Source organism: Paenibacillus sp. J23TS9 (assembly GCF_018403225.1).
Lineage (GTDB): Bacteria > Bacillota > Bacilli > Paenibacillales > Paenibacillaceae > Paenibacillus_AQ.
This window is the reverse complement of record NZ_BOSG01000004.1, coordinates 320,034-343,518: the sequence shown is the minus strand read 5'-3', so window position 1 is coordinate 343,518 and position 23,485 is coordinate 320,034. Positions and strand designations below refer to the sequence as shown.

18 protein-coding genes are annotated in these 23,485 nt (G+C 49.4%); 12 read left to right on the top strand and 6 right to left on the bottom strand.

All coding sequences use genetic code 11. The features are described from left to right. Window positions 1-73 precede the first annotated feature (73 nt). On the bottom strand, window positions 74-988 hold the full coding sequence (locus KJS65_RS23205; RefSeq protein WP_213652207.1) for a LysR family transcriptional regulator: 915 nt from the start codon (window positions 986-988) through the stop codon (window positions 74-76). A 122-nt stretch (window positions 989-1,110) separates the two neighbouring features. On the opposite strand from KJS65_RS23205, the gene KJS65_RS23200 reads away from it, so the two are divergent. From KJS65_RS23200 to KJS65_RS23160, 9 genes are all read left to right on the top strand, one after another. Then, the gene (locus tag KJS65_RS23200; protein WP_244864754.1) at window positions 1,111-2,604 is read left to right on the top strand and encodes a UbiD family decarboxylase; all 1,494 of its coding nucleotides are present in this window, start codon (window positions 1,111-1,113) and stop codon (window positions 2,602-2,604) included. 54 nt (window positions 2,605-2,658) lie between these two features. Next, window positions 2,659-3,237 carry a flavin prenyltransferase UbiX gene (locus KJS65_RS23195; protein WP_213652206.1) on the top strand — a complete coding sequence of 193 codons (579 nt, stop codon included), beginning with the start codon at window positions 2,659-2,661 and terminating at the stop codon, window positions 3,235-3,237. 110 nt (window positions 3,238-3,347) lie between these two features. Beyond that, entirely contained in the window at window positions 3,348-3,539 is a 192-nt protein-coding gene (locus KJS65_RS23190; protein WP_213652205.1) for a WYL domain-containing protein, read from the top strand. Between the two features lie 12 nt (window positions 3,540-3,551). Further along, on the top strand, window positions 3,552-3,854 hold the full coding sequence (locus KJS65_RS23185) for a hypothetical protein (protein ID WP_213652204.1): 303 nt from the start codon (window positions 3,552-3,554) through the stop codon (window positions 3,852-3,854). A gap of 345 nt (window positions 3,855-4,199) precedes the next feature. Further along, entirely contained in the window at window positions 4,200-9,008 is a 4,809-nt protein-coding gene (locus KJS65_RS23180) for a family 10 glycosylhydrolase (RefSeq protein ID WP_213652203.1), read from the top strand. 217 nt (window positions 9,009-9,225) lie between these two features. After that, window positions 9,226-10,176: a ring-cleaving dioxygenase gene (locus KJS65_RS23175; protein ID WP_213652202.1), complete on the top strand. Its 951-nt coding sequence runs from the start codon at window positions 9,226-9,228 to the stop codon at window positions 10,174-10,176. After that, a complete protein-coding gene (locus tag KJS65_RS23170) occupies window positions 10,176-10,787 on the top strand; it encodes a flavin reductase family protein (RefSeq protein ID WP_213652368.1) in 612 nt (203 codons plus the stop codon). The genes KJS65_RS23175 and KJS65_RS23170 overlap by 1 nt, the downstream gene beginning before the upstream one ends. Window positions 10,788-10,990: 203 nt before the next feature. Continuing rightward, window positions 10,991-11,416 carry a VOC family protein gene (locus KJS65_RS23165; protein ID WP_213652201.1) on the top strand — a complete coding sequence of 142 codons (426 nt, stop codon included), beginning with the start codon at window positions 10,991-10,993 and terminating at the stop codon, window positions 11,414-11,416. Between the two features lie 254 nt (window positions 11,417-11,670). After that, window positions 11,671-12,573, top strand: a complete 903-nt coding sequence (locus KJS65_RS23160; protein ID WP_213652200.1) for a phosphatidylinositol-specific phospholipase C/glycerophosphodiester phosphodiesterase family protein — start codon at window positions 11,671-11,673, stop codon at window positions 12,571-12,573. A 77-nt stretch (window positions 12,574-12,650) separates the two neighbouring features. Here the strand turns inward: KJS65_RS23160 and KJS65_RS23155 are convergent, their stop codons facing one another. Both KJS65_RS23155 and KJS65_RS23150 read right to left on the bottom strand, forming a co-directional pair. Continuing rightward, entirely contained in the window at window positions 12,651-13,091 is a 441-nt protein-coding gene (locus tag KJS65_RS23155) for a hypothetical protein (protein ID WP_213652199.1), read from the bottom strand. 22 nt (window positions 13,092-13,113) lie between these two features. After that, window positions 13,114-15,342 (bottom strand): MMPL family transporter, encoded by a 2,229-nt coding sequence (locus KJS65_RS23150; protein WP_213652198.1) that lies wholly within the window; start codon window positions 15,340-15,342, stop codon window positions 13,114-13,116. Between the two features lie 255 nt (window positions 15,343-15,597). Between KJS65_RS23150 and KJS65_RS23145 the strand changes: the two genes are divergently transcribed. The 3 genes from KJS65_RS23145 (at window position 15,598) to KJS65_RS23135 (ending at window position 20,346) form a co-directional block, all read left to right on the top strand. Next, entirely contained in the window at window positions 15,598-18,276 is a 2,679-nt protein-coding gene (locus KJS65_RS23145) for a discoidin domain-containing protein (protein WP_244864752.1), read from the top strand. Window positions 18,277-18,609: 333 nt separating this feature from the next. After that, entirely contained in the window at window positions 18,610-19,527 is a 918-nt protein-coding gene (locus tag KJS65_RS23140; RefSeq protein WP_213652196.1) for a prenyltransferase, read from the top strand. Window positions 19,528-19,581: 54 nt separating this feature from the next. Continuing rightward, entirely contained in the window at window positions 19,582-20,346 is a 765-nt protein-coding gene (locus KJS65_RS23135; protein WP_213652194.1) for a DUF6081 family protein, read from the top strand. Window positions 20,347-20,520: 174 nt separating this feature from the next. On the opposite strand, the gene KJS65_RS23130 is transcribed toward KJS65_RS23135, so the two are convergent. From KJS65_RS23130 to KJS65_RS23120, 3 genes are read right to left on the bottom strand one after another with little or no spacing between them, the layout of a single operon-like run. Beyond that, window positions 20,521-21,432, bottom strand: coding sequence for a glycine betaine ABC transporter substrate-binding protein (locus KJS65_RS23130; protein ID WP_213652193.1), 912 nt, complete (start codon window positions 21,430-21,432; stop codon window positions 20,521-20,523). Between the two features lie 2 nt (window positions 21,433-21,434). Continuing rightward, a complete protein-coding gene (locus KJS65_RS23125; protein WP_213652192.1) occupies window positions 21,435-22,271 on the bottom strand; it encodes an ABC transporter permease in 837 nt (278 codons plus the stop codon). Then, entirely contained in the window at window positions 22,249-23,466 is a 1,218-nt protein-coding gene (locus KJS65_RS23120; protein ID WP_213652191.1) for a quaternary amine ABC transporter ATP-binding protein, read from the bottom strand. The genes KJS65_RS23125 and KJS65_RS23120 overlap by 23 nt, the downstream gene beginning before the upstream one ends. Window positions 23,467-23,485: the final 19 nt, after the last annotated feature.

The window sequence follows — 23,485 nt, the reverse complement described above, 5'->3', positions numbered from 1 at the left end:
AAACAGCCTTGCATCACTAGGTTCCCTTCAGCCCTGTTCGGGCTGGAGAAGCGTCCTTTTTTGTTGCAGATCCTTAGCGAAGAAAACCATCGTTCGTCATGGATTCGATCAAAAGCTGCTTGAAATTACGGGCGGCCATGGAGAGATATTGGTCTTTAAGCGTGATGATGGCGGTATCCGATGCAATCGTCGGGGCGATTTCGGCATGTTTCACCTGCTCCAGACGAAGCAGCAGGGCTGAGCGGGGTACGACCGCCATGCCGATGCCTGAATCTGCCAGGAGCATTAGAGTCGATACGTCAGGGCTCTCGCATACGATGTTGGGCTCAACACCCCTAATTTTACAGACATCCATAAATCGATGATAAACACCATAGTCTCCCTGCCCGCGTAGAATCAATAGGGGATGACGGCATAATTCCTCGATGGAGATGAGAGGATCATCAAACCCATTCCATGAACCCGGAGGAATGGCTACCAAAGGCTCGGTTTGCAAACGATGTATCGATACCTCGGGAGTATGGTCGGATAAACTCGACTGCAGGGGTAGCCTCACGATACCCAATTCGATTCTTTTATTCTGCAAAAGCTCTTCCACCCGATAAGAGTCGTCTTCCCATAATTGGAACGTCACCTGCGGATGGGACTTTTGAAACTGTTTCACAACGGAAGGCAGGTAGGGAACACAGGACATCACCGTACCGATGGACAGCTTGCCTCGCATGCCATGTTTCTGTTCATGGATTTCCATGACGATACCATCCATCGAGTGCAGGACTTCTTGGGCGCGTTTATACAATGTCCAGCCGACCGGGGTGACCTCAAACTTTTTGTTTTCTCGGTCGATTAAGGTCACACCAAGTTCATCCTCCAAGGATTTGAGCTGAAGGCTAAGCGGGGGCTGCGCGATATGCAGCCGATGTGCGGCTCGGGTGATTTGTCCTTCCTCGACGATAGTGACGAAATACAGCAGTTTTTTTAAATCCATATTTTCTCCTCTTCGCAGCATATATTTTTTATATTATAAACATCATTAATATATATTTTACATATATGTACGGACGGATGTAAGCTTTTTATGCAGACATTTTAACGACCTCAGGAGGTTTAATGATGGAAACGAAAAAGAAACCCTCTTCAAGCTTTCGTGAATATATCGAGGCCTTGGAACGATACGGAGACCTGCTCAAGATCGATCAGGAAGTGGACTGGAACCTGGAAATGGGAGCAATGATCCGCTATGCCTACGAAATGCCTTCACCCGCGCCGCTATTCAGCAATGTGAAGGACAGTGCTCCCGGCTTTCGTGTACTCGGCGCGCCTGTGGGTCTCAGTCCGCACGAACGGCATCCTTTTTTGCGGATTGCGCTTTCGCTGGGGCTTCCCGCTGAGATGGGTATTACAGAACTTGTTGAATCCTGGTCCCATCTCCCCGAAGCAGCGCCGCTGCCACCGCAGGAAGTGCTTAACGCGCCGTGCAAGGAAAACAAGCTATTCGGGGAGGACATCGATTTGACGAGTCTTCCGGTTCCATACTTGCATGTTGGCGATGGCGGTCGCTATATCAACACGTACGGCGTTTTAATCGTGCGTTCTCCGGACGGCACGTGGGTAAACTGGTCAATTACGCGGGTCATGCTCCATGGCAAACAGACAATGGCCGGCGTCATCGTGCCTTCCCAGCACATCGGCAAAATCTATGAGCAGTGGAGGGCGCTCGGGCAGAATATGCCGTTTGCGCTGTGTCTCGGCGTGGACCCGGCTATCGCTATGATCGCGGGATATCCCCTACCGGACAATGCCAATGAAGCCGATTTGCTGGGCGGATGGTTCGGTAAGCCGCTGGATGTCGTCCGCTGCGAAAGCCATGATCTTAAGGTTCCCGCAAACAGCGAAATTGTCATCGAAGGTTTTGTTTCATTGGATGAGACCGTCCCCGAAGGCCCCATGGGAGAATACGCGGGATATACTTGGGTGGGGCACCACAAGGAAGTACCATGTTTTCAGGTGACCGCGATGACTCACCGCCATGATCCGATCATGCCGGTGGTGGCTGCGGGCACGCCTCCCGAGGAGAATCACACCAACTGGGGCGTCGCGATCGCCGCGAGCATTCAGCATGAATTGCGGCAACATCGATTGCCTGTTCGAAGCTGTTTTATTCCGTTTGAATCCGCCGTCCATTGGCTTGTCGTTACCGTTGACTCATCCGGAATATATTCCGACTCGAAGGAGCTTGCCCAAAGAATAGGTGAAGTTGTATTTGCCTGCCGAGGTGGCTCCTACATTCCGAAAGTCATCGTCGTAAGTGACGATATCGATCCCAGCCGAATCGACCAGGTCGTATGGGCCGTAGCAACCCGCAGCCATCCGGATAAAGTCATCCATTTTGCGGATCAGCCTGTGCTGCCGCTCGTGGCTTACCTGGATCAGGACGAAAAGAAGAAAGCAGCGACGACCAAGGTGGTATATAATTGCCTTTCTTCGGATGCATGGCCTACAGGCTACACGCCTCTGCAAGCTTCCTTTTCCGGTTATCCGGAGGAAATCCAAAAGCGTGTCAGGGATGTATATCAAAAGCTTGAAGAAGTCGAAAGCTTGTGAATTACCAATGAAAGCCGGGATACGGAAACTGGGACTTGGGAGGAGTGAAGCCATATGAAAATCATCGTAGGCATGTCAGGGGCAACGGGGGCCATTCTGGGAATCAGGCTGCTGCAAGTGTTACAAGAGGCGAGCGTCGAAACGCATGCCGTCATTTCGCCTTGGGCGGCTGCAAACATCCAGTATGAAACCTCCTATACGATAAAAGATGTGGAAAAGCTGGCGGATGCCGTCTACGGATACAAGGATTTGGGAGCAGCCATTTCCAGCGGATCGTTTCAAGTGGATGGGATGATCGTGGCGCCATGCAGCATGAAGACACTTGCCTCCATCCGCATGGGTCTAAGCGATAACCTGCTCACTCGGGCGGCGGATGTCATCTTAAAGGAACGAAAAAAACTGATCCTGCTTACGCGCGAAACGCCGCTGAACGATATCCATTTGGAACATATGCTGGCTTTATCCCGTATGGGGACAACGATTTTACCACCCATGCCTGCATTCTACAACCATCCGGCCACCATCGACGATCTGATCACGCATATTGTGGTACGGACGGTAGATCAGTTGGGGATTCATCTGTCACCGGATAAAAGATGGCAGGGGATGAATGCAAGCATCAAGCAGAAGTGAAACCCGGGCCTTTTCGTAAATATATTTTTTTTGGCAGCAACTTACCATTGATTAAAGAACAGATGTTCGGGTAAAATATAAGAACAAGAGTTCTGTTAGGAGGGGTTGTCATGCCGGAAAAATACATCGGTCAAAGGGTGGAAATTGTATATCTCGATCGAACGGGAAAAATAACACAGCGCAAAATCGAGGTCAAAGGTATCCGCGGACAAATCGTACGTGCTACATGCCTGCGAACGGGAGCGCCGCGGACATTCCGTCTGGACCGCATTCTGGCATGGCAGCCGGCTAAAATTGCGTAGGGAGTGACTGCCATGCTGGCGGATATGGATCGGAAAATTTTGCGCATTCTTTTTAACTATCTCAGCGGACGGAGAAGGCTGCCGACCATTCATGAGCTTGAAATTAAGACAGGGAAACGGAAAGAGGAGATTCACCGCTCTCTGCGGGAGCTGGAAAAGCTGCAGTATATTGAATGGAAGGATAAAGCGAATCTCCAGAGCATTGTGATTATTGAAAAGTGGGAGCGGGAAGAACCGGCAATCGAGGAGGCCCGAAAGCAGCAGAACCAGCTGGTGATCAAGGAAGGAAATACGGATTATTGGACCTTGTACTAAAACGAATAGGGAGATTGGTAATCGTGGAGAGACAGCCGTCCCAAGTTGGGGTGGCTGTTTTTTTGAGTAAGAAGAGCATTATCACTACGGTGTTCGCTGTCAAAGTGCATCAACAATCGACCAGTTCATTGCAAATAACCTCAAAAAACAACGAATTATTAAATTAAATTTTTGTAGTAAAGTTTTAAAATGCACTATATAATTAAAACATATTTTCAAGAAAGTGGGTGGTTGCAACTTCATAATGATGAAGCGCTCAAGATTTGCAAGAAAAACTTCATTTATGGGAAGGGACGTGCATGTATGGTACACCGGGTATCATGGTTGGGTAGGCCTCTTAGTGTAATGCTCATAATAAGTTTAATTGTAAGCGCATTCATATCGTATACACCCGCTTTTGTATATGGAGCGGCAGCAGAGGAGGAAGTTAATGGAGAGCAAGGAGATACACCCGTAAAGAATAACGGTAAAGAAGATTTGGAGAATGGCGGGGAAGCTGAAGCTGCAAATCCGGATGATAAGGAGGCAGTTACTGGGGAAGGCGAGACACCAAGCACAGATAATAACGGCATTCCTTCGGGTTCACAAGGTGAAGCACTTCCAGTAATCGAGGAGAAAACAGAAGCAGAAAAAAACGCTGCTGTGGTGCGTTTGGATATATCGCCTGAACCTATAACGGTAATCGTGAATACATCAATAGCGCTCACGGTAAAGGGCTATGATGCAGGCGGCAGTGAAGTGGAGATACCGCAGCATGAGGTGATCTGGAGCATCAAAACGGACGGTGTTCCCGAAATCGGCAAGATAGCTGGAGGAACACTGACAGCTGGAGAACAACCAGCCACGGGAGTCGTTGCCGCCGAATACGGTGGTTTGACAACGGAAGTCACTGTGAATGTCAAGGCTCCCCCTGCTATGCAAACAGCAGTGAATAGCGAGTGGGCCAAAGTTTTCGAGGATTTTGAAGATATGACAGATCTTAGAGTAACCACTGTTGCAGCCAATTCGGCTGGCATTGACCCGGTAGAGCGTCCAAATCCGGTTAAATACGGTCTGAAGGCGGGCAGGCTGACATATGACTTTACTGATCAGGGGGGTACTTCGGCGGCTTACATACGCTTTAAAGCTCCGGACGGAAAAGACGGACGCGAGATATCCGGCAGCCCGAAGAAAATCGGGTTCTGGGTGTATGGCGAGGATAAAAAGCACTGGATCCGCGGTCAAATTCAGGATGGCAAGGGAGCCTTGTTAACAATCGACTTTACAGGCAGCAGCGAAGTTTTGAACGGCTGGCGTTACGTCACGGCTGATATTCCTTCCAGTAATTATCCGATTAAGCTCAATTATATTTATTTGGTCGAGACGGGAACGAAAACGGCTGGAACTTTATATGTAGATCAGGTGAGCATGATCTACGAGGACACGAATATTTTCGGTTTGGAGTGGTCTGGCGTCAAGCCCCTGGGCATTGGCGAAACCGTGAAAGCCAGCGCGCTGATAACTCGCAAGGGTGATTCGTCTCCGCAGCCCGCAGACAGTGGTATCGTCACCTTTTCGAGCATTGATGAGACTGTGGCAACGATTGATCCGAGCGGTATGATTACAGCACTGGCTGCCGGGGAAACCGAATTGATAGCCACGTATCAGAACAAATATGCAGCTGTGTATCGGCTGGTCGTTTCGTTAGAGCCTGCTCAGCCTGAGCGAATCCTGATTGAGGGACCATCTTCGCTGGTACTGACAGAAACGGCCAACTTGAAGGCATTTGCTGTTTTTGGAGACGGGGAGCCTGTAGATGTATCGGCGGAAGCGACCTTTGAAGTTGAAGCTGACAACGCGGTCGCCGAAATAACGGGGCAGCAAATCCGGGCCCTGCAAGTAGGAGGGACCATGGTGAAGGCAAAATATGAAGGACATGAAGCGAGCTACACGGTACAGGTTAAGGCCGGGGAACTGAAAACGATTGAGATTGGGGATGTGTTCTCCGCGATCGTCGGAGAAGATGTACCCGCAGCCAAAGTTTATGGGGATTATAAAGTTGAAGGAAAAAAAGAAATCACTTCAGGGATCACATTTGGAAGCATGAATACCAATATTGCAACCATTGATCCAGCGACAGGGAAAATGACAGCCATCGCACCGGGAACGACCATGATCACGGCAGAGGTATCTGGGAAAAAAGCACAGCAGCTTCTCGTAGTGACAAAACCGGCAGCACATCCAAAACGCGAGCTGCGTGGCGCATGGATTTCCACGGTCGAGAACATTGACTGGCCAACTAAGAATGTAATCGACCCTGAGCAGCAAAGACAGGATTTTGTTAAACTGCTGGATCAGCTGAAACAGACCGGAATCAATGCGGTTTTTGTACAGATAAGACCGACAAGCGATTCCTTCTTTCCGTCTGAATATTTCCCATGGTCGCACTGGTTGACCGGAGAACAGGGAAAGGCACCAAGCGATGGATATGATCCGCTGAAGTTTATGATTGATGAAGCGCATAAACGGAATCTTGAATTTCATGGCTGGATTAATCCGTACCGGATCAGCATGCACGACAAGCCTGAACTGCTGTCAACGAACCATCCGGCAAGGCTTCATCCCGACTGGGTGGTTAAGAACGGCGGTAAATTGTATTTCAATCCTGCCATTCCCGAAGCCCAGAACTATATCATTGACGGCGTGAAGGAAATTGTTCAGAAGTATGATGTCGACGGCATTCATATGGACGATTACTTTTATCCGTATCCGGGAAATGAACCTTTTGACGACACCAAAGAGTATAACGCTTATAAAAGCAGCGGTGGCACGATGACATTAGACAATTGGCGCAGAGATAATGTAAATACGATCGTCAAAGGCCTGAACACAGCCATCAAGCATATCAAGCCTTACGTTAAATTCGGTATCAGTCCATTCGGGATTTGGCGCAATAAAGGCACCGATCCAACCGGCTCAGACACGAACGGCCAGCAAAACTATGATGGTCTGTATGCGGATACGAGAACATGGATGAAAGAAGGCTGGGTGGATTATCTGGCACCGCAAATTTATTGGCATTTCGGATATTCAGCTGCGGCCTATGAGAAGCTGATTGATTGGTGGACCAAAGAGATTAATGGAATAAACGATAATTCGGGTAAGCATAACGTTCAGCTGTATATCGGGCAGGCTGCATATCGCGTCGGAGAGGATAACTGGAAAAATCCTGATCAGCTGCCGGCACAGCTGCGGTTTAATAATGACCATGGTGAGGATGTAGCTGGGAATATTATGTTCAGCACCTCTGACCTGCTCGGCAATCCTCTTGGTGTAAGGGATGTGATTACGTCCATGTATTCTCGCCCGGCATTGATTCCTGTGATGTCTTGGCTCCCGGATGAAACACCTGATGCACCGAAGTTGACAGGGGCTGAAGGTTCAAGTGGCTCCATTCAGCTTTCGTGGACGGATATCGGTGACAAGGAACCCGCTTATTATGCAGTATACCGTGTTCAGGATAGTTCGGTCATCGACCCAACCAACACATCACAGCTGATCGCCACGGTACGCAGAGCCGAAGGCGTGATGCAGGTCTATAAGGATCTTAGCGCTGCTGCGGGCCAAGAATATACCTATGCCGTTTCGGGAGTGAGCCGGCTGCATCATGAAAGCGGCTTAAGCAATACGCTTGCCGGGCATACGGAAGCTTCTGATTTTACTGCTATTGAATTGGGTAAGTTGCAACCGATGACCGTTTCCCAGACGCAGCAGGTCAAGGTTTACGGTATCCTGCACTCCGGAGAGAAGCAGGGGATATCAGAAGGCGTCACGTTTACCAGCTCTGAGCCCAAAGCGGCAAGTGTCAATGAAGCAGGACTTATTACGGCTCTTGCCGAAGGCTCGACGCTGATCAAAGCTGAGTTCCAAGGCAATAGCGCATCCTATACGTTGGATGTTCAAGCAGCAGCAACTACGAACCCGGGAACACAGACACCATCGACCGGCCCGGGAACACCATCTACGCTGCCGACCGAGCCGCCGGTAGTACAGCTTAACCAACGGGTAGTGTCTGATCATGATCTGAACAGCATCCGGAATGACAAACTGGATATTGAGATGGAGTCAGGTCAAACTCAGGTGCTGCTGCCAAGCAGTGCCCCAGACCGACTGGGCAAAGGTGGAATACTGAATATTCATACCGGAGGGGCAGTCTTATCCATTCCGTCATCCATTCTTCAGGAGGCTGCGAAACTCGTGGCGGGTGCAAATTCGAATGAACTAAAGCTCATCGTTGACGTTAAATCTCTGGCAGCAGATGTTGTTTCGAGTGCGATCAAGCAGCTGCAGCAAAGTGAAGACGCAGAGCTTACGGCGAGCCTAATAATTCAAGTTGGAATTTCTGCGCAGACGAATGACGGCAAGCAATATGAATTGAAGCATTTCTCGGATTCAGTCATTCTTACACTGGATATACCTGCAGGTGTGAAACCTGCACGTACAGGGATCTACCGCATCACGGGCAGCAAAGCAATGGAATATGCAGGCGGAAAAAGAATAGGCGAGAAACAAGTGAGGGTTGGGATTACAACACCAGGACAATACAGCGCGATAGCATATGACAAAACATTCAGGGATATCGCCTCCAATCACTGGGCTTCCGAGGTTATCAAGGATATGGCTGCACGGCATGTGGTGAATGGACTCCCGGATGGATCCTTTGCACCTGATAAGCCGGTCAGCCGTGCAGAATTCGCTTCGATGCTGACACGTATGCTCAGCCTGCCAGCAGGAAATGAGGCAGTGTTCACGGATGTCAGGGATGACAGCTGGTATACGAAGGACATCGCTGCAGCTGTTGAGGCGGGAATTATTCATGGTTCGGGAGACGGGCAGTTCCATCCGGAGCGGGCTGTGACTCGTGAAGAAATGACCGTGATGCTTCTGAATGCTTTTGTGGCCGCGGGAGGCAAGAAACCTGGGAATATAACCGATACAGCATTCAAGGATCAATCCGCCATCAGCAAATGGGCGCAGCAGGCGATCAATGATGCCGTGGGCATGGGGCTGCTGCAAGGCAGCGACGGTAAATTCAATCCGGCACAGAAAACGAAAAGGTCGGAAAGTGCTCAGGCACTTGCAAATTTATTGAAGTTTATAGAAAAGCTGTCCTAAAGGTTAGAAAGGGCGGAGCTCTTATCAGAGCTTCGCTTCTTTTTTAGCGATATCCATGAAGATTTCCAGCAGATTTACCTGAAGGATTGACAACTACCTCCAAATATAATATCTTTATATTAAGATAAATAAACAAGCAAGAAATATTAAAAAGTTAACTTTCACTTAAATATCTCTAATTAAAGATGAACATGATCTAAAAGGAGCTGAACCAGTCATGAATATGAAAACCGCAGGTATTCACCACATTACTGCTTTTGTAAGAGATCCTCAGAAAACAATAGATTTTTATGCAGGTGTGCTCGGACTCCGCCTGATTAAACAAACCGTTAACTTCGATGCGCCGGAGGTATATCACCTTTATCTGGGGGATGAGCAAGGAAGCCCCGGAACCATCATTACGTTCTTTCCATGGCCTAGATCACGCCAAGGACGCGTTGGCGGCGGGCAGGTTGGTGTAACTACATTTGCTGTTCCCGCAGGAGCGCTCAGCTTTTGGGAGAAAAGATTGGCAAATTTTCAAATACCGGTTGTGAAAACGGCAAGATTTTCAGAGGAATATCTGACATTCCGCGATCAGGATGGACTTCAGCTGGAGATTGTGGAACGAAGAGATGGACCTCTCAGCACATGGTCTTTTGGCGGGATTCCTATGGAGCAAGCGATTAAAGGCTTTGGGGGTGCAATTCTGTACAGTACAGCACCTCAGCAAACGGCTGATTTGCTTCAGCGGGTGATGGGGCTTCAAAAGGTTGGCCAGGAAGGAGCCTATGCCCGGTTCAAATCATTCGGTGATATTGGCAATGTCATTGATGTGATTGTGGCGCCAATGGAGCATGGTACAGGAGGAGCGGGTACCGTCCACCATATTGCCTGGCGTGCGAAGGATGATCAAGAGCATGTCCTGTGGAGAGAACATGTGCTTGAGCATGGCTTGCAAGCGACTCCGGTCGTGGACCGACAATATTTTAACGCTCTTTATTTCCGCGAGGGGGGCGGCATCCAGTTTGAAATTGCGACAGATCCGCCGGGCTTCGCACGCGACGAAGAGCCTGCTCATTTGGGTGAACGGCTTATGCTGCCCGAATGGTATGAGGAACGCCGGACAGAAATTGAAGCCAAGCTTACACCTTTTGAAGTAAGGGTATTAGAGGAGGTTATCTCATGATCATTCATATCGATCCGTCTGGGCAAAGTGAACGCGATAATTACAAGCTGCTGACCGGCAGCATTATTCCAAGACCTGTTGCCTGGGTGACGACTCTGGCTGATAACGGCAAGGTTAATGCGGCACCATTCAGTTATTTCAATATCGTGACGGCAGATCCGCCCATGGTATCTGTATCCGTCCAAAGAAAGCTGGGAGAGCCGAAAGATACCGCGAGAAATGCTGTGCGGGAAGGAGAATTCGTTGTTCATATCGGAGATGAGACCTCCATTCTGAAGCTGAATCAAACCGCTGCAAGTCTACCTCCCGATCAGAGTGAGGTGGAGTTTGCCGGTCTGACAACCGTATCAAGCGATGTCGTGCGCGTACCTGGGCTTGCTGAAGCGAAAATACGCATGGAATGCGTACTGGAGCGGTCCAACCCGCTCGAAGGAACGGAGGCATCCCCATCCACGGATCTGCTGATCGGACGCGTCGTACGGTTTCATGTGGATGATGCATTGCTTGATCATGGCCGGGTTCTCGCGGATGTTTTGCAGCCTGTCAGCCGTTTGGCCGGAAACAGCTACGCCAAGCTGGGTGAGACCTTCTCTCTGGATCGACCGCTGTAAGCCTTATTTATTGAACCGGGTGTTGAATCCACTCCCTTCCACATACGATACCTTAACGTCAATCAGGAAAATCAGATTTATATTTTCTTGAAAAATTAACCTATATTTGTCCCGCTGTTCGCCTTATCTTCTTGAAAAGGACAGGCTATAATGGGAAGGAAAGTGTGTACTAAACGAACCATTATAAGGGAGGACACAAGACAATGAGCTTGAAGATTGCGCCGTATATTGTGCTCAATGGTAACTGCGCTGAGGCAGTCGCATTTTATGAAAAGGTGCTAGGAGCAAACAATCTGGGTATCCAACGGTTTGGGGATATGCCGGATGAAGGCCATCCGGTGCCTGAAGAAGCGAAGGACCGCGTGCTGCATGCGGCACTTGAATTTGACGGCCAAATGCTGTTGTTCTCCGATACCTTTCCGGGTAATCCGTTCCAGCTGGGCGACCAACTGAGTATTGCCATTATGACAAGCGATCTGGAGCGTCTTAAATCCATTTTTCACGCTCTTTCCGATGGTGGACAAGTCCATATGGAGCTTCAGGAGACATTTTGGAGTCCATTGTTTGGTATGGTACGCGACCGGTTCGGCATCTCATGGCAGCTTAGCGGAGAGGCATCCGAAGGATAGAATATAGAAAGGGACCGGTGATCCGGTCCTTTTTCTTTTTGATATCGTATGTTATATAGTCATTTCGAGAAAAATGGAGTGGGTTCACTTTAAGCCGTGATTTCGACAATGATTATATCAAATGATGTAAAAAAAGCTCAGCTTTATACCTTCTATTACCTTAACATGATATAATTGGGATATTGTGATTATCCGCATTACTCGGATCTTGCAAAATCTGAGACATATGTTTCTGAAAACAATTGGAGGTTGGAATGAAAAAACTGTTTACTGCACTGCCGCCGCTGCTGGTTATTTGTTTGCTGTCACTCGGCACACCCGCTTTTGCCGCCAAATGGACGGACTATAGCTTAGTCGCCCATGCGCTCGGGGGAATCGATCAAAAGGCGTACACCAATTCCTATGAGGCCTTTGAAACCAACTATGAAAAGGGACAGCGTATCTTTGAAGTCGATCTGCAGTTTACATCCGATGGTTATTTGATCGGACGTCATGATTGGTCTGCGTACGCTTTTCAATCGCTGGGACAGGCTCTGACACCGGCAATTACCGGAGGGCCGCTGCCTTTATCCGATATGAAATCCATGAAAATGTTCGACAAATACAATGCACTGGAATTTAGCGAAATTATCGATCTGCTGCATGAATATCCGGATGCCTATATTGTAACCGACACGAAAAGCACGGATAAGGATACGATTACGGCCCAGTTCAGTCAAATCGTGGAGCTTGCCAACGAAGATCCGTATATGCTGGAGCGGATCATTCCGCAACTTTATAATGAGAGTATGTATCCGATCATTGAAAAGGTGTTTCCTTTTGAGTCATACATTTATACCTTGTACCAAACGACGGATTCAAACCAGAAGGTACTGCAGTTTGTGAAGAACCATAAAAAGATTACCGCCGTTACGATGCCGGAATGGAGAGCGACAGCCGGTTTTGTCGGCAGCTTGAAGAAAATAAACAAACTCGCTTTCGTTCATACGATCAATAGTCCGGAAGAGATGGCGAAATATAAGGCGAGAGGTGTATACGGCTTTTACACCGATTTCGTCACACCGGAGGATCTGAAAGTGTATTATACGAAAAAAGCACAGGAAGCTGCGGCAAAGACAGCGAAAGCCTCATCGGCCAAAGCTGCCAAGAAAGCATAGTCTGCTGATTCACAATATACAAGAAAAAAGGCTGCCCTTAGCTTGAAAAGCTTGGGACAGCCTTTTTCTGGATAAACCTATATTTTCAGGCTAACAACAAGCACTACGCCAAGAATGAGTACCATTAAAGCAGTCATCGTTGATAAATATCCGGTTACTTTCACGGGTTGACCCCCAGCGGCCTTCAGTTTTTTCTTGACCTTGCTGCCGAGAATACCCGTTACGATCAGAGACAGCAGCGCTACAGTACCTCCGCCTTTTTCCATAATATCAAGCCACAGCGGCTTGGTGCCGGATCCCATTTTCAGAATGAGATATACCCCGCTGCCAAGCACGAGCACAGCCCCCGGATGTGCAAGATAGCTGAAGATGGTCAGGCTCTTGCGTGCCAGCAGATTGGAGTCCTGTGATGAACCGAGCTGCTTGTTGAGCAGGCCAATCATGACAATGATCACCATCAGACCACCCACCCAGGCAAACAATCCGCCCAAATGTAAAAATAGCATAAATCCAAACATGCTTATTCCTCCTTGTCTTCGGTTACTCCGGATGAACCGGAAGGTTATTTTTATGGCTCGTACTGCGCTTGCTGCCGCCAATCATCGTCAGGATGGCAGGTAACAGCATGCCACGCACCAGGAAGGTGTCGATCAGAATGCCCATGGCCATCAGGATGCCAAACAGGAACAGTTCCTGCAGCGGCTGCGTGATCAGAACGCAGAAAGTGGCAGCCAGAATAATACCAGCCGAAGAGATGACGCCGCCCGTCAGCGAGACGCCCCGTTTGACGGCTTCCATCCATTCGTATTTCTTCGCTTCCTCCCGGATCCGGGACACCAGCATAATGTTGTAATCAACGCCAAGCGCGATCAGAAAGACGAAGGTATATACCGGCAGGCGGTAGCTGACGGAATCATAACCCAGGAACTCATGGAAGATAAGCCATCCGAGCCCCATGGTGCCTGCATAGGATAGGAGCATGGTTAGAATCATGGTGGCAGCCATCTTGACTGAACGTGCCTGGAAGGCCAGCATGACGGCGATGCAGAGCGTGATCAGCGTAAATACTACGGTCGTATCGCGTTGGTTCATGATACGAACGTCAAGTTGTTCCGCAGTTTGACCGGCAAAATGCAAGGAATATCGCTCCGTTGCGAGTCCGCTATCCTTTAGTAGGCTGTTGCTATCCTGCCGGAGCTGGGCGATTACATCCAGAGCCGCAGGGTCATACGGATTATCTTCGAGTGTGAGCTGAAGCTTGACGACCTGTCCTGATTCAGACAATGCCTTGCCCGGCAGCTGACCGCTGTCTGCTTGCTGCGGAGTCAGCGCAGGTGTAATGGAACTGATATGGCCTTCAGATTTGAGCTTTTCACTGAGGGAAGCAATCTGTTTGACGAAATCCGCATTGACATCGATCCTATGATCAGACTCCAGCAGAACGGTTACGGGTGCAAGCTGTCCCGGAGGGAAGCGCTCCTCCAAAATGTCGAAGCCCTGTCTGGATGAAATATCCTCCGGAAACGACTTCATGATGTTAAAAGAATACTTCATGCCAAACAGGTTGGCGGATGATGCCAGCAGCAGCACCAGCAGAACACCGGCGGTAACTGCAGGCTTCCGGGTGACAAAAGAGCCGATTCTGCTCCAAATGCTTTCCTGCTTAGGTTTGGTCTGTTCTGCTCCGGCTTTGGGAACAAACGGCCAAAATGCTTTGCGGCCGACGAGGGTGAACAGGGCTGGAATCAGCGTGACCCCGCCGATCAGAATAACGACCATTGCGATGGAAAACACGGGAGCGAAGTGATTGTACGGTTTGAAAATAGCGGTAAACAAAATGACCATCGCCATTAACACGGTGCCTCCGCTGAATAGAATCGGTTCCGCGACATGGGTCAGGGCCTGCTTCATGGCCTCATGTTTTGATTCCGTCTGACGGAGTTCCTCCCGGAAACGTGCAATAACAAACAGACAGTAGTCGGTTAATACGGCAAACAGCAGGATCATCATGATGGATAGTGACTGCTTCTCAACAACAAACCAGCCGAGCTTTCCGCCAAGTCCCAGAATCCGGTCCACGACCAGATACACGATGCCGGAAATGAGAAGGGGCATAATGGCTAGCAGCGGCGAACGGTAAATCACAATGAGGATGACCAGTATTAGCACCACGGTGGCCAGCATCAGAACAAAATCCGCGTTTTTGAACAATGTCGTCGTGTCTGAGGCGATACCGGCAGGACCGGTAATTTCGACTTGAAGGCCGCTGTTATTCATATTTTCCACATGGTTACGGATTTGCTGCAATGTATCATAGGTCTGGTCGGACTCGAGATTCTTTTGCAGACTCACATTCAGAAGCAGCGTCGTCTTGTCTTTCGAAAACATCTGCTCCTGAACGTTTTTCGGAAGCTGATGGAAAGGAAGAGCAGCAGATACATATTGCGGTTTGTCCGCAGAGGAAAGCCATTGACTGACTTCTGTAATGGCGCTGCGATCCTTATCCGTAATCCGGCTTGGATCATGAAAGACGAGCAGGGCCGTCAGCCCATCCTTGGAGGGGAAATGCTCATCCATAATTCGCTGCGCTGCCGCGGAAGGCGTGTCGTTATGAACGCTGCCCTCGCCGCTGTTCACGGCATATTCTTTGGATCCCGGTGCGGTCAGACTAAGTAAAAGTATGATGACAATCCAGCCGATCAGCACGGTCCAAGCGCCTTTTCGGCTGCTGACGAAATGGGTGAATGTTTTCGCAAACTGTTTCAACATGGCCTTGAGCCTCCTGTTTTTAGGTTCAAGGTCATTGTAGGAAAGTTATATGAACGGAGAGTGAACAACATATTACAAATGACCGCCCCCGTCACAATCAGTATTGCAATCTCTCACTAATGATTTTCATGACGAGCGTCCTCCCAAACGATTTCCTTAATAAAACACAATCTCATCACTAAAAAAGACATGTTCATTTCATATCTGCGCAAGTTAAAATGTAAGCGATTTCAATTTAAGAGAGGTGGGATTTTATTGATAGGCTTTTTGAAAAGGCTTGGCTTCGGTCTCATGATCATGCTGCTGGTGCTTCCGGTGATACCCAGCGGCAAAGAAAAAGCAGCGGCAGCCAGTGATTCAGGCACGAATCTGGTGCTCGGCAAATCAGCGCAGGCAAGTTCAGGCAAGGCGGGCAATGCCGTGGATGGCGATGCAGCCACCGTATGGCAGCCGCTTGCGGTAGACCGCCAGGATGATATGAATGTCTGGATATCGGTCGATATGGGCACTACGGAAACCTTCAACAAAGTCATGATTCATCTCAACCGTGCGGATAATCTGAAGGATTACCAAATCCTGTATTCGGACGACGGCAGCAATTGGAATCAGGCATACAACAAAAATAAAGATCTTACTTCGACGGAGGCAGCGATGTTCGAACGTGTTTCGGCAAGATATATGAAACTGAACCTGAATCTGAGCAAAGACCTGAATGTGCAGTTATCTGAGCTTGCGGTGTATAACAGTACGGAAACGCCGGCGCCTGCCGGGCTGAAGCGGATTTATTTTACGGATGCAAGCGGTAAAGAATACCCTAACAATGCCGAAATGCGTCTGGAGAAAGGTGAAAAAGGAACGCTGGTCCTGAAAGGAGAACTCGACTCCGGGCAGGAAGTGGACCTGACGTCATATGCAAAAACCTTTATTGCTTCTACGCAGGACGTAAGCATCGAACCGTCAGGATCGTTTACGGCCAATCAGGTTGGTGCCTCGCTCGTTCATGGCGTTGTGCAGGCAGCACAGGAGCTGAAGACCAATGATTTCTGGATCGTGGTTGACGATCCGAATGCTTTTCTGGGTGAAAGCTATGTGATGAATTCCACGTTGACGCATCCGCATATGAAGGCGGAAATCGGCCAGCCGGCCATGATTGAACCCAAGGATGTATATCCTTCCGTGTCGGCAGCTTCCAATATCAACGGGACGCTCAGCGGCGAGCTGATCTATAACGGTTCCAAGGTGATCTCGCAGCTTGATTCTGCGGCGGTAGCCAAAGGAGATACGAAGCTGTGGACACCGCCGGGCAAAGCGGATAATGAAGGACGTTATGAAATCCGCTTGAAAATGGAACAAGACGGTAAGCAGCCAGTGTACGATTCATTCTATTTCACGGTATGGGAAAAGAAAAAGATTCCGAAAGACCAAAGCCAAATCGCCTTTCTTGGCAAAGATGACAAGATGATTTATGTGAGTGATTATCGCGGCAATCAAATACTGGATTTCTCGAACGTGGGTTATATGGGCGGCGGCGTGAAAATTCCGGAGATTAAGGTAAAAGCGACTGTGAAGCCTGGAGATGGGGACGATACGGCCCGTATTCAGGCAGCTATTGACGAAGTAGCCCAAATGCCAATCGGCAAAGATGGCTTCCGCGGAGCAGTGCTGTTGAAAAAAGGGAAATATGAGGTTGGCGGAACACTGAAAATCAAGGCCAGCGGTATCGTTCTCCGGGGTGAGGGACAGGACGACAAAGGTACGCTGATCTATGGTACGGGGGCGAACCCTCGCAACTTGATTGAAATCGGGGAAAATACAGGCCTGAGCATCGATAACAGCACGATGAAAACGATCACGGATCTGTACGTGCCATCAGGTTCGCGTTCCTTCCATGTGGATGATGCCAGCAGCTATCATGTTGGTGACACCATTGTCGTTCGCCGGATCGGAGACAAGAACTGGATTCATGAAATCGGCATGGATTACATATATAACCGTCCGGAAGGCACCGCGACCCAGTGGGCGCCCTTTAATCTGGATTTTGACCGTGTAATTACTGCCATTGATGGAAACAGCATCACCGTTGATGCGCCGATCTCCAACGCCATTGAGCGTAAATGGGGCGGAGGACAAATTTTCAAATACACGGACAGTGCCCGGATTGAGCAGGTCGGCGTGGAAAATATGCGCGCGGATTCCGAATTTGATCCAAGTGTCTTAGACACAACCATGGACAATGGCAAGACTGATCCGTATTATGCGGATGAAAAGCATGCCGAACGCTTCGTCGTGTTTAACAGCGTGAAAAACGGTTGGTTGCGCGACGTGACCGGATACCATCTGTCATACTCGCTGGTGCAAATGAGCCGTAACTCGAAGTGGATCACGGTGCAGGACAGCAAAATGTATGATATGGTCAGCATTATTACGGGCGGACGCCGTTATGTCATCCATCAAATGGGTCAGCTGAACCTTGCGCAGCGGATTTATACCGAGACGGCACGTCATGCCTTCGTGGTGGACAGCCGCGTGCAAGGCCCGAATGTCTTCCTGGATGGCAAAGCGGTGAATAACTTTAACACGAGCGAGCCGCATCACCGCTGGTCCGTGGGCGGCCTGTTCGACAACATCGACGCGCCGATCTCCATCCGCGATCGTGGCTGGCTTGGAAGTGGTCATGGCTGGGCGGGAGCGAACTATGTTTCCTGGAATACCGAGGATGAGTTGACCTCGCAGCAGCCGCCGACCGCGCAAAATTATGCCATCGGACATGTGGGGCCGAAGGTGCCGGGACTTGTCCCGAGCGACTATGATCCGCGCCCCCGAAATGATGGTTATTGGGAAAGCCTCGGCAAGCATGTAAAGGTTGAGAGTTTGTACAAACAACAGCTGCTGGAGCGGCTTGGCAAGAAGGCGCTGGACAATATTAAGCGATAAAATAGATTAAGAACAAAGCTATGGATACCGTATGCGCAGACAGCTAACGGTGTCCGTAGTTTTATTTCAATTTATACATATGACTTTTGGCATTCTTTACCGATGTAAATTCTACAACTTCATGACAAAATCCGATAAAGTATGATATTCTTGAAGAGCAGTAATACACAACTTTCTTCCTATATTTAAGCAGGTCTTCTGGATACAACCTACTTGAAATCGGAAGGTTTGTGAAATTTATCATTTGCTTCGTTGGCTATTTTCTATTCATATTCCGTGCGGATGTGATATTCCCGGCATTCACGGGTATTTTACTAAGGAAAGGGGCATTGTGTGGACATGCTCAAACAATTTATGAAGGCATCACGGTTCGGTGTCGTGCCGGTTATGCTCATTCCGGTTGCGCTTGGCGCACTCGGGGCTTTTGTGTGGAACGGGGTGTTCAACGTCTGGCTGTTCCTGGTGACGCTGGTGGGAGCTGCCGCCGCGCATTTGTTCTCCAATATGATCAATGATCTGTGGGACTACAAGAGCGGAACGGACATAGCGGCAAAAGAAGCGGTAGATGCCGTATCGACCAACTCGGGATTCTTGACCAATAAGGTCTGGAGCATCCGCAAGTTTGCAGCTGTAACATGGGGACTGTTTGCATTGGCTGCGATTTGCGGCATCCTGCTTGCGGTATTCTCCGGTATATGGGCATTCGTATTCGGGGCGCTAGGCGGATTAATCGCCTACTTCTACGTGGCTCCTCCGCTGAAATTCGGCTACCGGGGTAAAGGGTACAGTGAGATCGCGATTCTGCTTTCTTTTGGAGTGCTGCCGGTCATGGGTGCTTATTACGTTCAGACCTCTCATTTGGATATGAGAGCCCTGCTGCTGTCGCTGCCAATCGGACTGCTCACAACATTGATTCTGTTCAACCACCACTTCCTGCATTGGCAGGCGGACCGCCAAGCGGGCAAGCGTACGCTGGTTGTCGTATGGGGTGAGAAGAGAGCTCTAACATTCTCAAGATTTTTGCTGCTGCTATCCGTATTAACATTGATTCTGAGTGTGGTTGCTGGTGCGCTTCCGGTGTATGGCCTGCTCGCGCTGCCTGCGATGATTCCTCTCTATCAGGTATATGGCAAGCTGAAGCCGCAAAATACTTCGCATGCTTACTTGCCTTTAATGGGAGCTTCCGTTAAATCCGCACAGCTGAGCGGACTTATTATGATTGTATGCTTATTCATTCAAGGACTGATCTGATAAACATCCTATGGACAGGTACTGATCCATCAAAGAAGGGAAGTCGAAAGCAACATGGAACAACAAAAAGTCATCGGTGATTTTCATACGATTTTATCGGAAGGCGAAGTTTGGAAAGTGGGTGGATTTCCCCTTCCGGACGGTTCCTTCTGGGAATACCGCGAACCTAATGCGGTCGTCATTGTACGCAACGGTGTTCTGTATGTGCGCGCTCCGCTGAGCCGCGAGAACCACCAGATTCAAATTCTGGATAACGCCAAGCATATGTACTATTCCGTGGAAACCATCAAGGTTCCCGAATCCGGCGAGGTCAGCTTCGAGCTGCAAATCCGTGCACGCAGTGAAAATACGGCGCCGAACGATCTGTATGATGGCTATGTTTCGCTGAATCTGCTGGACTTTACAACCGGCGCGGCTCTGGACTTCTTTGCCGGAAACGACAAGTACGCAAGCGTCTATGCCGTACTTCCTTTCCCGGGAGTAGAGGTGCCGCCATCCGATAAAACGAGATACTTCTGCATCTTCAAGGAAGACACCAACTTCAAAGCCCGCGAGTTCAATACCTACAAAATTACGTATGACCGCGGCAATGACGAAGCGATATTTTACTTGAACGGGGAAGAGATCCGTCGCGAGAAAAATGTGCCGATCAAATTCAATGAATTTACGATCGCACTGGGCATTATGACCGAGAAGGATATTTCGCCGGAAGGCAGCGTGTCCATCCATGGACAAACCGTTACTGCGGAATACTCTCCTGTGACAGTAACGATTAATGATCGTGCGGATGGCAAGAAGAAGTCGAAGGACGAAGAGTAGGAAAGATAGCATTTTGCTGGAAGTGCTTGATTAAGAATATAAAAAGAAACTCCAGGTCCCGTATGAACGGTTCCTGGAGTTCTTTTTTTTGTCGCATTGTAATTTGTTTATCACAAGAAGCGTGCAGCGGTTGGAAAAACGATCCGTTACCGCAGCGGCCTCAGCGTACAAATCTTATTTCTTCAAATCCTCAATCGAGCTGATGTCGACATAGGAAGGGACAACCAGTCCGGTTTTCACGCCGGTCATGTTGGCTCCGAGATCTTCGACTTTGTCCTTGAACTTATCCATGTAGTCTGCGTGAGTGAGCGGGAGCCATGCTGCGGCAGTGGCATCCACGTCACCATTTGCGACACCGGTCCACATCGGTCCAGCCTCTACCTGAAGGGCAGTAACCTTGTAACCAAGCTTACTCTGCAGCACATATTGAAGCAGATTCGTGCTGGCGATTTCCGAATCCCAAGCTACATAGCTCAGCTTCAATGCTTTGCCATCCACGGGCTTCAGATCCTTGATCCATTCATTCACGCGGTCGGCATGCTCATCGGCCCACTTCTTGGCTGCATCCTCAGGCTTTGCGCCTTCTTCAATCGCGGTCATGATTTCACCCATTTCATCGGATGTCCATTCGAAGCGGTCTAGAAAAGCATACGCAGTTGGATCATCTTCTTTAAGTCCTTTACGGGCAATGGTATGAATTTCCTCTGCGTCACCGTATACCTTTTTCGGATCATCGAGATACTTAAGATCATACTTGGAGAACATCCAGTGCGGCGTCCAACCGGTGATGATAATCGGTTTTTTATTCTTGATATCCTTGGCCAGGGTGGCCGTCATTGCAGCGCCGGAGCCTTCGATCAGCTTCCAGTCGGATAAGTCATATTCTTTAATGGCTTTGTTCGTCGCCTTCATGATGCCGGCTCCCGGGTCAATGCCGATAATTTCATATTTTACTTGTTTGCCGAAAGATTCCGTGCTGCTTCCATCTTGCGATGTGTCACTCGCACTGCTGTTTGTGTTGCAGGCAGAGAGCATTAGTACTCCGGCGAGTCCAAGCAGTGTCATCCATTTACCTTGTTTTTTCATTCTTATCTTCCCCTTTTTTTATCGGATTTGAATAAGCGTTGAGTAAAACGATCAAGTACAATGGCCAAAATAACAACAACCAGACCAGCTTCAAAGCCTTTACCAATCTGCAGCTGGGTCACCGCACGGTACACCTCCGCACCGATGCCCTGCGCACCGATCATGGAAGCAATAACGACCATGGACAGCGACAGCATAATCGTCTGGTTCACACCGGCCATCAGTGTTGGCAAAGCCAGCGGCAGCTGCACTTTGAAGAGCTTCTGGCCTGAAGTGGAGCCGAAGGCATCGGCTGCTTCCGTCAATTCTCCAGAAACCTGCTGAATGCCTAGCAGCGTCAGCCGTATCGTTGGCGGTATCGCAAAGATGACTGAGGCAATGACGCCCGGCACGACACCCAAGCTGAAGAAGGTAACGGCAGGCAGCAGATATACGAATGCCGGCATCGTCTGCATGAAATCAAGCAGCGGTGTAATGATCCGGGATGCACCTTTGCTGTAAGCGCACCAGATACCCAGCGGAATACCAAGCACAACGGAAATGAGTGCTGAAGTGATGACGAGGCTCAGCGTATCCATCGTTTGCGACCAGTATCCCAAATTATAGATCAGCAGGAAGCCGATTACGGAGAACAGGGTCAGTGATAACCGTCCGACCAGGAAGGCCAGTATTCCCAGAATGATAATGAAGAGAAAGGGATGAGGCAGCATGAACAACCAGGTGAAGCCGTTGACAATGCCCTCAATGACAGCGGAAATAATATTAAATAGAACCGTCAGATGATCCTCCATCCAGTCGACCAGCGTCTGAACCCATTCATCCAGTGGTATTTTCTGCATCCGGAATCACCTCCTTCGAGCTATTTTCTCCCGCAAGGGCACCGAGCACAGCTCCGCGGACAATGACGCCAAGGAGACGGTTCTGGTCATCAACAACCGCAAGTGGCACTTTGGCCAAGCTGGTGATTTCGAAAAGCTCATTAATAACAACATCCGGTTGTACCCGCGGACCGTCTACAATCAGGATATCCTCCAGTGACTGTCCGACCCGCATGGCGGCCGAAGCGTCTTCAGCCGTAATGACACCAAGCATGCGTTTGGCACGGTCTACGACAAATAGATTGGAAATGCCTCGTTCACGCATAAGTTCAAGGGCGACACGAGGACCACGGTCCGCCATAATCGTCTCTGGACGACGCATGACATGTGAAGCCGTGAGGACCTTCGAGAGATCGACATCTTCAACAAAGCGTTCTACATAAGCATTGGCCGGCTGGGTCAAAATCTCCTCAGGCGTTCCGACCTGTACGACAGCTCCGTCCTTCATGAGCGCAATCCGGTCGCCAATCCGGAGCGCCTCATCCAGGTCATGAGTAATGAAGATAATGGTTTTCTTCATCTTCTCCTGCAAATCGAGAAGCTCATCCTGCATATCCCGCCGGATCAGTGGATCGAGGGCGCTAAAGGCCTCATCCATGAGCAGAATCTCGGGGTCATTCGCCAGGGCTCTGGCGAGTCCTACCCGCTGCTGCATTCCGCCGCTCAGCTCATCGGGGCTTTTATCTCCCCAGCCTTTTAGTCCGACCAGTTCGAGTGATTGCGCAGCTTTGTCGCGCCGCAGCTTCTTATCTTTCTTCTGGACTTCCAGGCCGTATTCTACATTTTCCAGAACAGTGCGATGGGGAAACAGCGCGAATTTTTGAAACACCATGCTGATGGTCTGGCGACGCACCGTCCGGAGCTGCTCCTTGTTCATTTTCATCAAATCTTTGCCATGTACCAGGATTTCTCCTGACGTAGGCTCAATGAGGCGGTTCAGCATACGAACGAGTGTAGACTTGCCGCTGCCCGATAACCCCATGATGACGAAAATCTCGCTTTCCTCGATGCTCAAACTGACACGATTAACACCGACGGTCACGGATTTTTCTTTTGCTATTCTTTCTTTGGTCCAACCTTGCTCGAGAAGCTCCACGCAGGAGTCTGCATGCGCTCCGAACAATTTACTTACCTTTTGAAGCTGTAAGATGGACAAATCAATCCCCCCTTATCAA

What these genes read in the sequence shown, in the direction of transcription:
- KJS65_RS23205 (WP_213652207.1), bottom strand. Translation starts at nt 988, where the DNA reads ATGGATTTAAAAAAACTGCTGTATTTCGTCACTATCGTCGAGGAAGGA.
- KJS65_RS23200 (WP_244864754.1), top strand. Translation starts at nt 1,111, where the DNA reads ATGATGGAAACGAAAAAGAAACCCTCTTCAAGCTTTCGTGAATATATC.
- KJS65_RS23195 (WP_213652206.1), top strand. Translation starts at nt 2,659, where the DNA reads ATGAAAATCATCGTAGGCATGTCAGGGGCAACGGGGGCCATTCTGGGA.
- KJS65_RS23190 (WP_213652205.1), top strand. Translation starts at nt 3,348, where the DNA reads ATGCCGGAAAAATACATCGGTCAAAGGGTGGAAATTGTATATCTCGAT.
- KJS65_RS23185 (WP_213652204.1), top strand. Translation starts at nt 3,552, where the DNA reads ATGCTGGCGGATATGGATCGGAAAATTTTGCGCATTCTTTTTAACTAT.
- KJS65_RS23180 (WP_213652203.1), top strand. Translation starts at nt 4,200, where the DNA reads ATGCTCATAATAAGTTTAATTGTAAGCGCATTCATATCGTATACACCC.
- KJS65_RS23175 (WP_213652202.1), top strand. Translation starts at nt 9,226, where the DNA reads ATGAATATGAAAACCGCAGGTATTCACCACATTACTGCTTTTGTAAGA.
- KJS65_RS23165 (WP_213652201.1), top strand. Translation starts at nt 10,991, where the DNA reads ATGAGCTTGAAGATTGCGCCGTATATTGTGCTCAATGGTAACTGCGCT.
- KJS65_RS23160 (WP_213652200.1), top strand. Translation starts at nt 11,671, where the DNA reads ATGAAAAAACTGTTTACTGCACTGCCGCCGCTGCTGGTTATTTGTTTG.
- KJS65_RS23155 (WP_213652199.1), bottom strand. Translation starts at nt 13,091, where the DNA reads ATGTTTGGATTTATGCTATTTTTACATTTGGGCGGATTGTTTGCCTGG.
- KJS65_RS23150 (WP_213652198.1), bottom strand. Translation starts at nt 15,342, where the DNA reads ATGTTGAAACAGTTTGCGAAAACATTCACCCATTTCGTCAGCAGCCGA.
- KJS65_RS23135 (WP_213652194.1), top strand. Translation starts at nt 19,582, where the DNA reads ATGGAACAACAAAAAGTCATCGGTGATTTTCATACGATTTTATCGGAA.
- KJS65_RS23130 (WP_213652193.1), bottom strand. Translation starts at nt 21,432, where the DNA reads ATGAAAAAACAAGGTAAATGGATGACACTGCTTGGACTCGCCGGAGTA.
- KJS65_RS23125 (WP_213652192.1), bottom strand. Translation starts at nt 22,271, where the DNA reads ATGCAGAAAATACCACTGGATGAATGGGTTCAGACGCTGGTCGACTGG.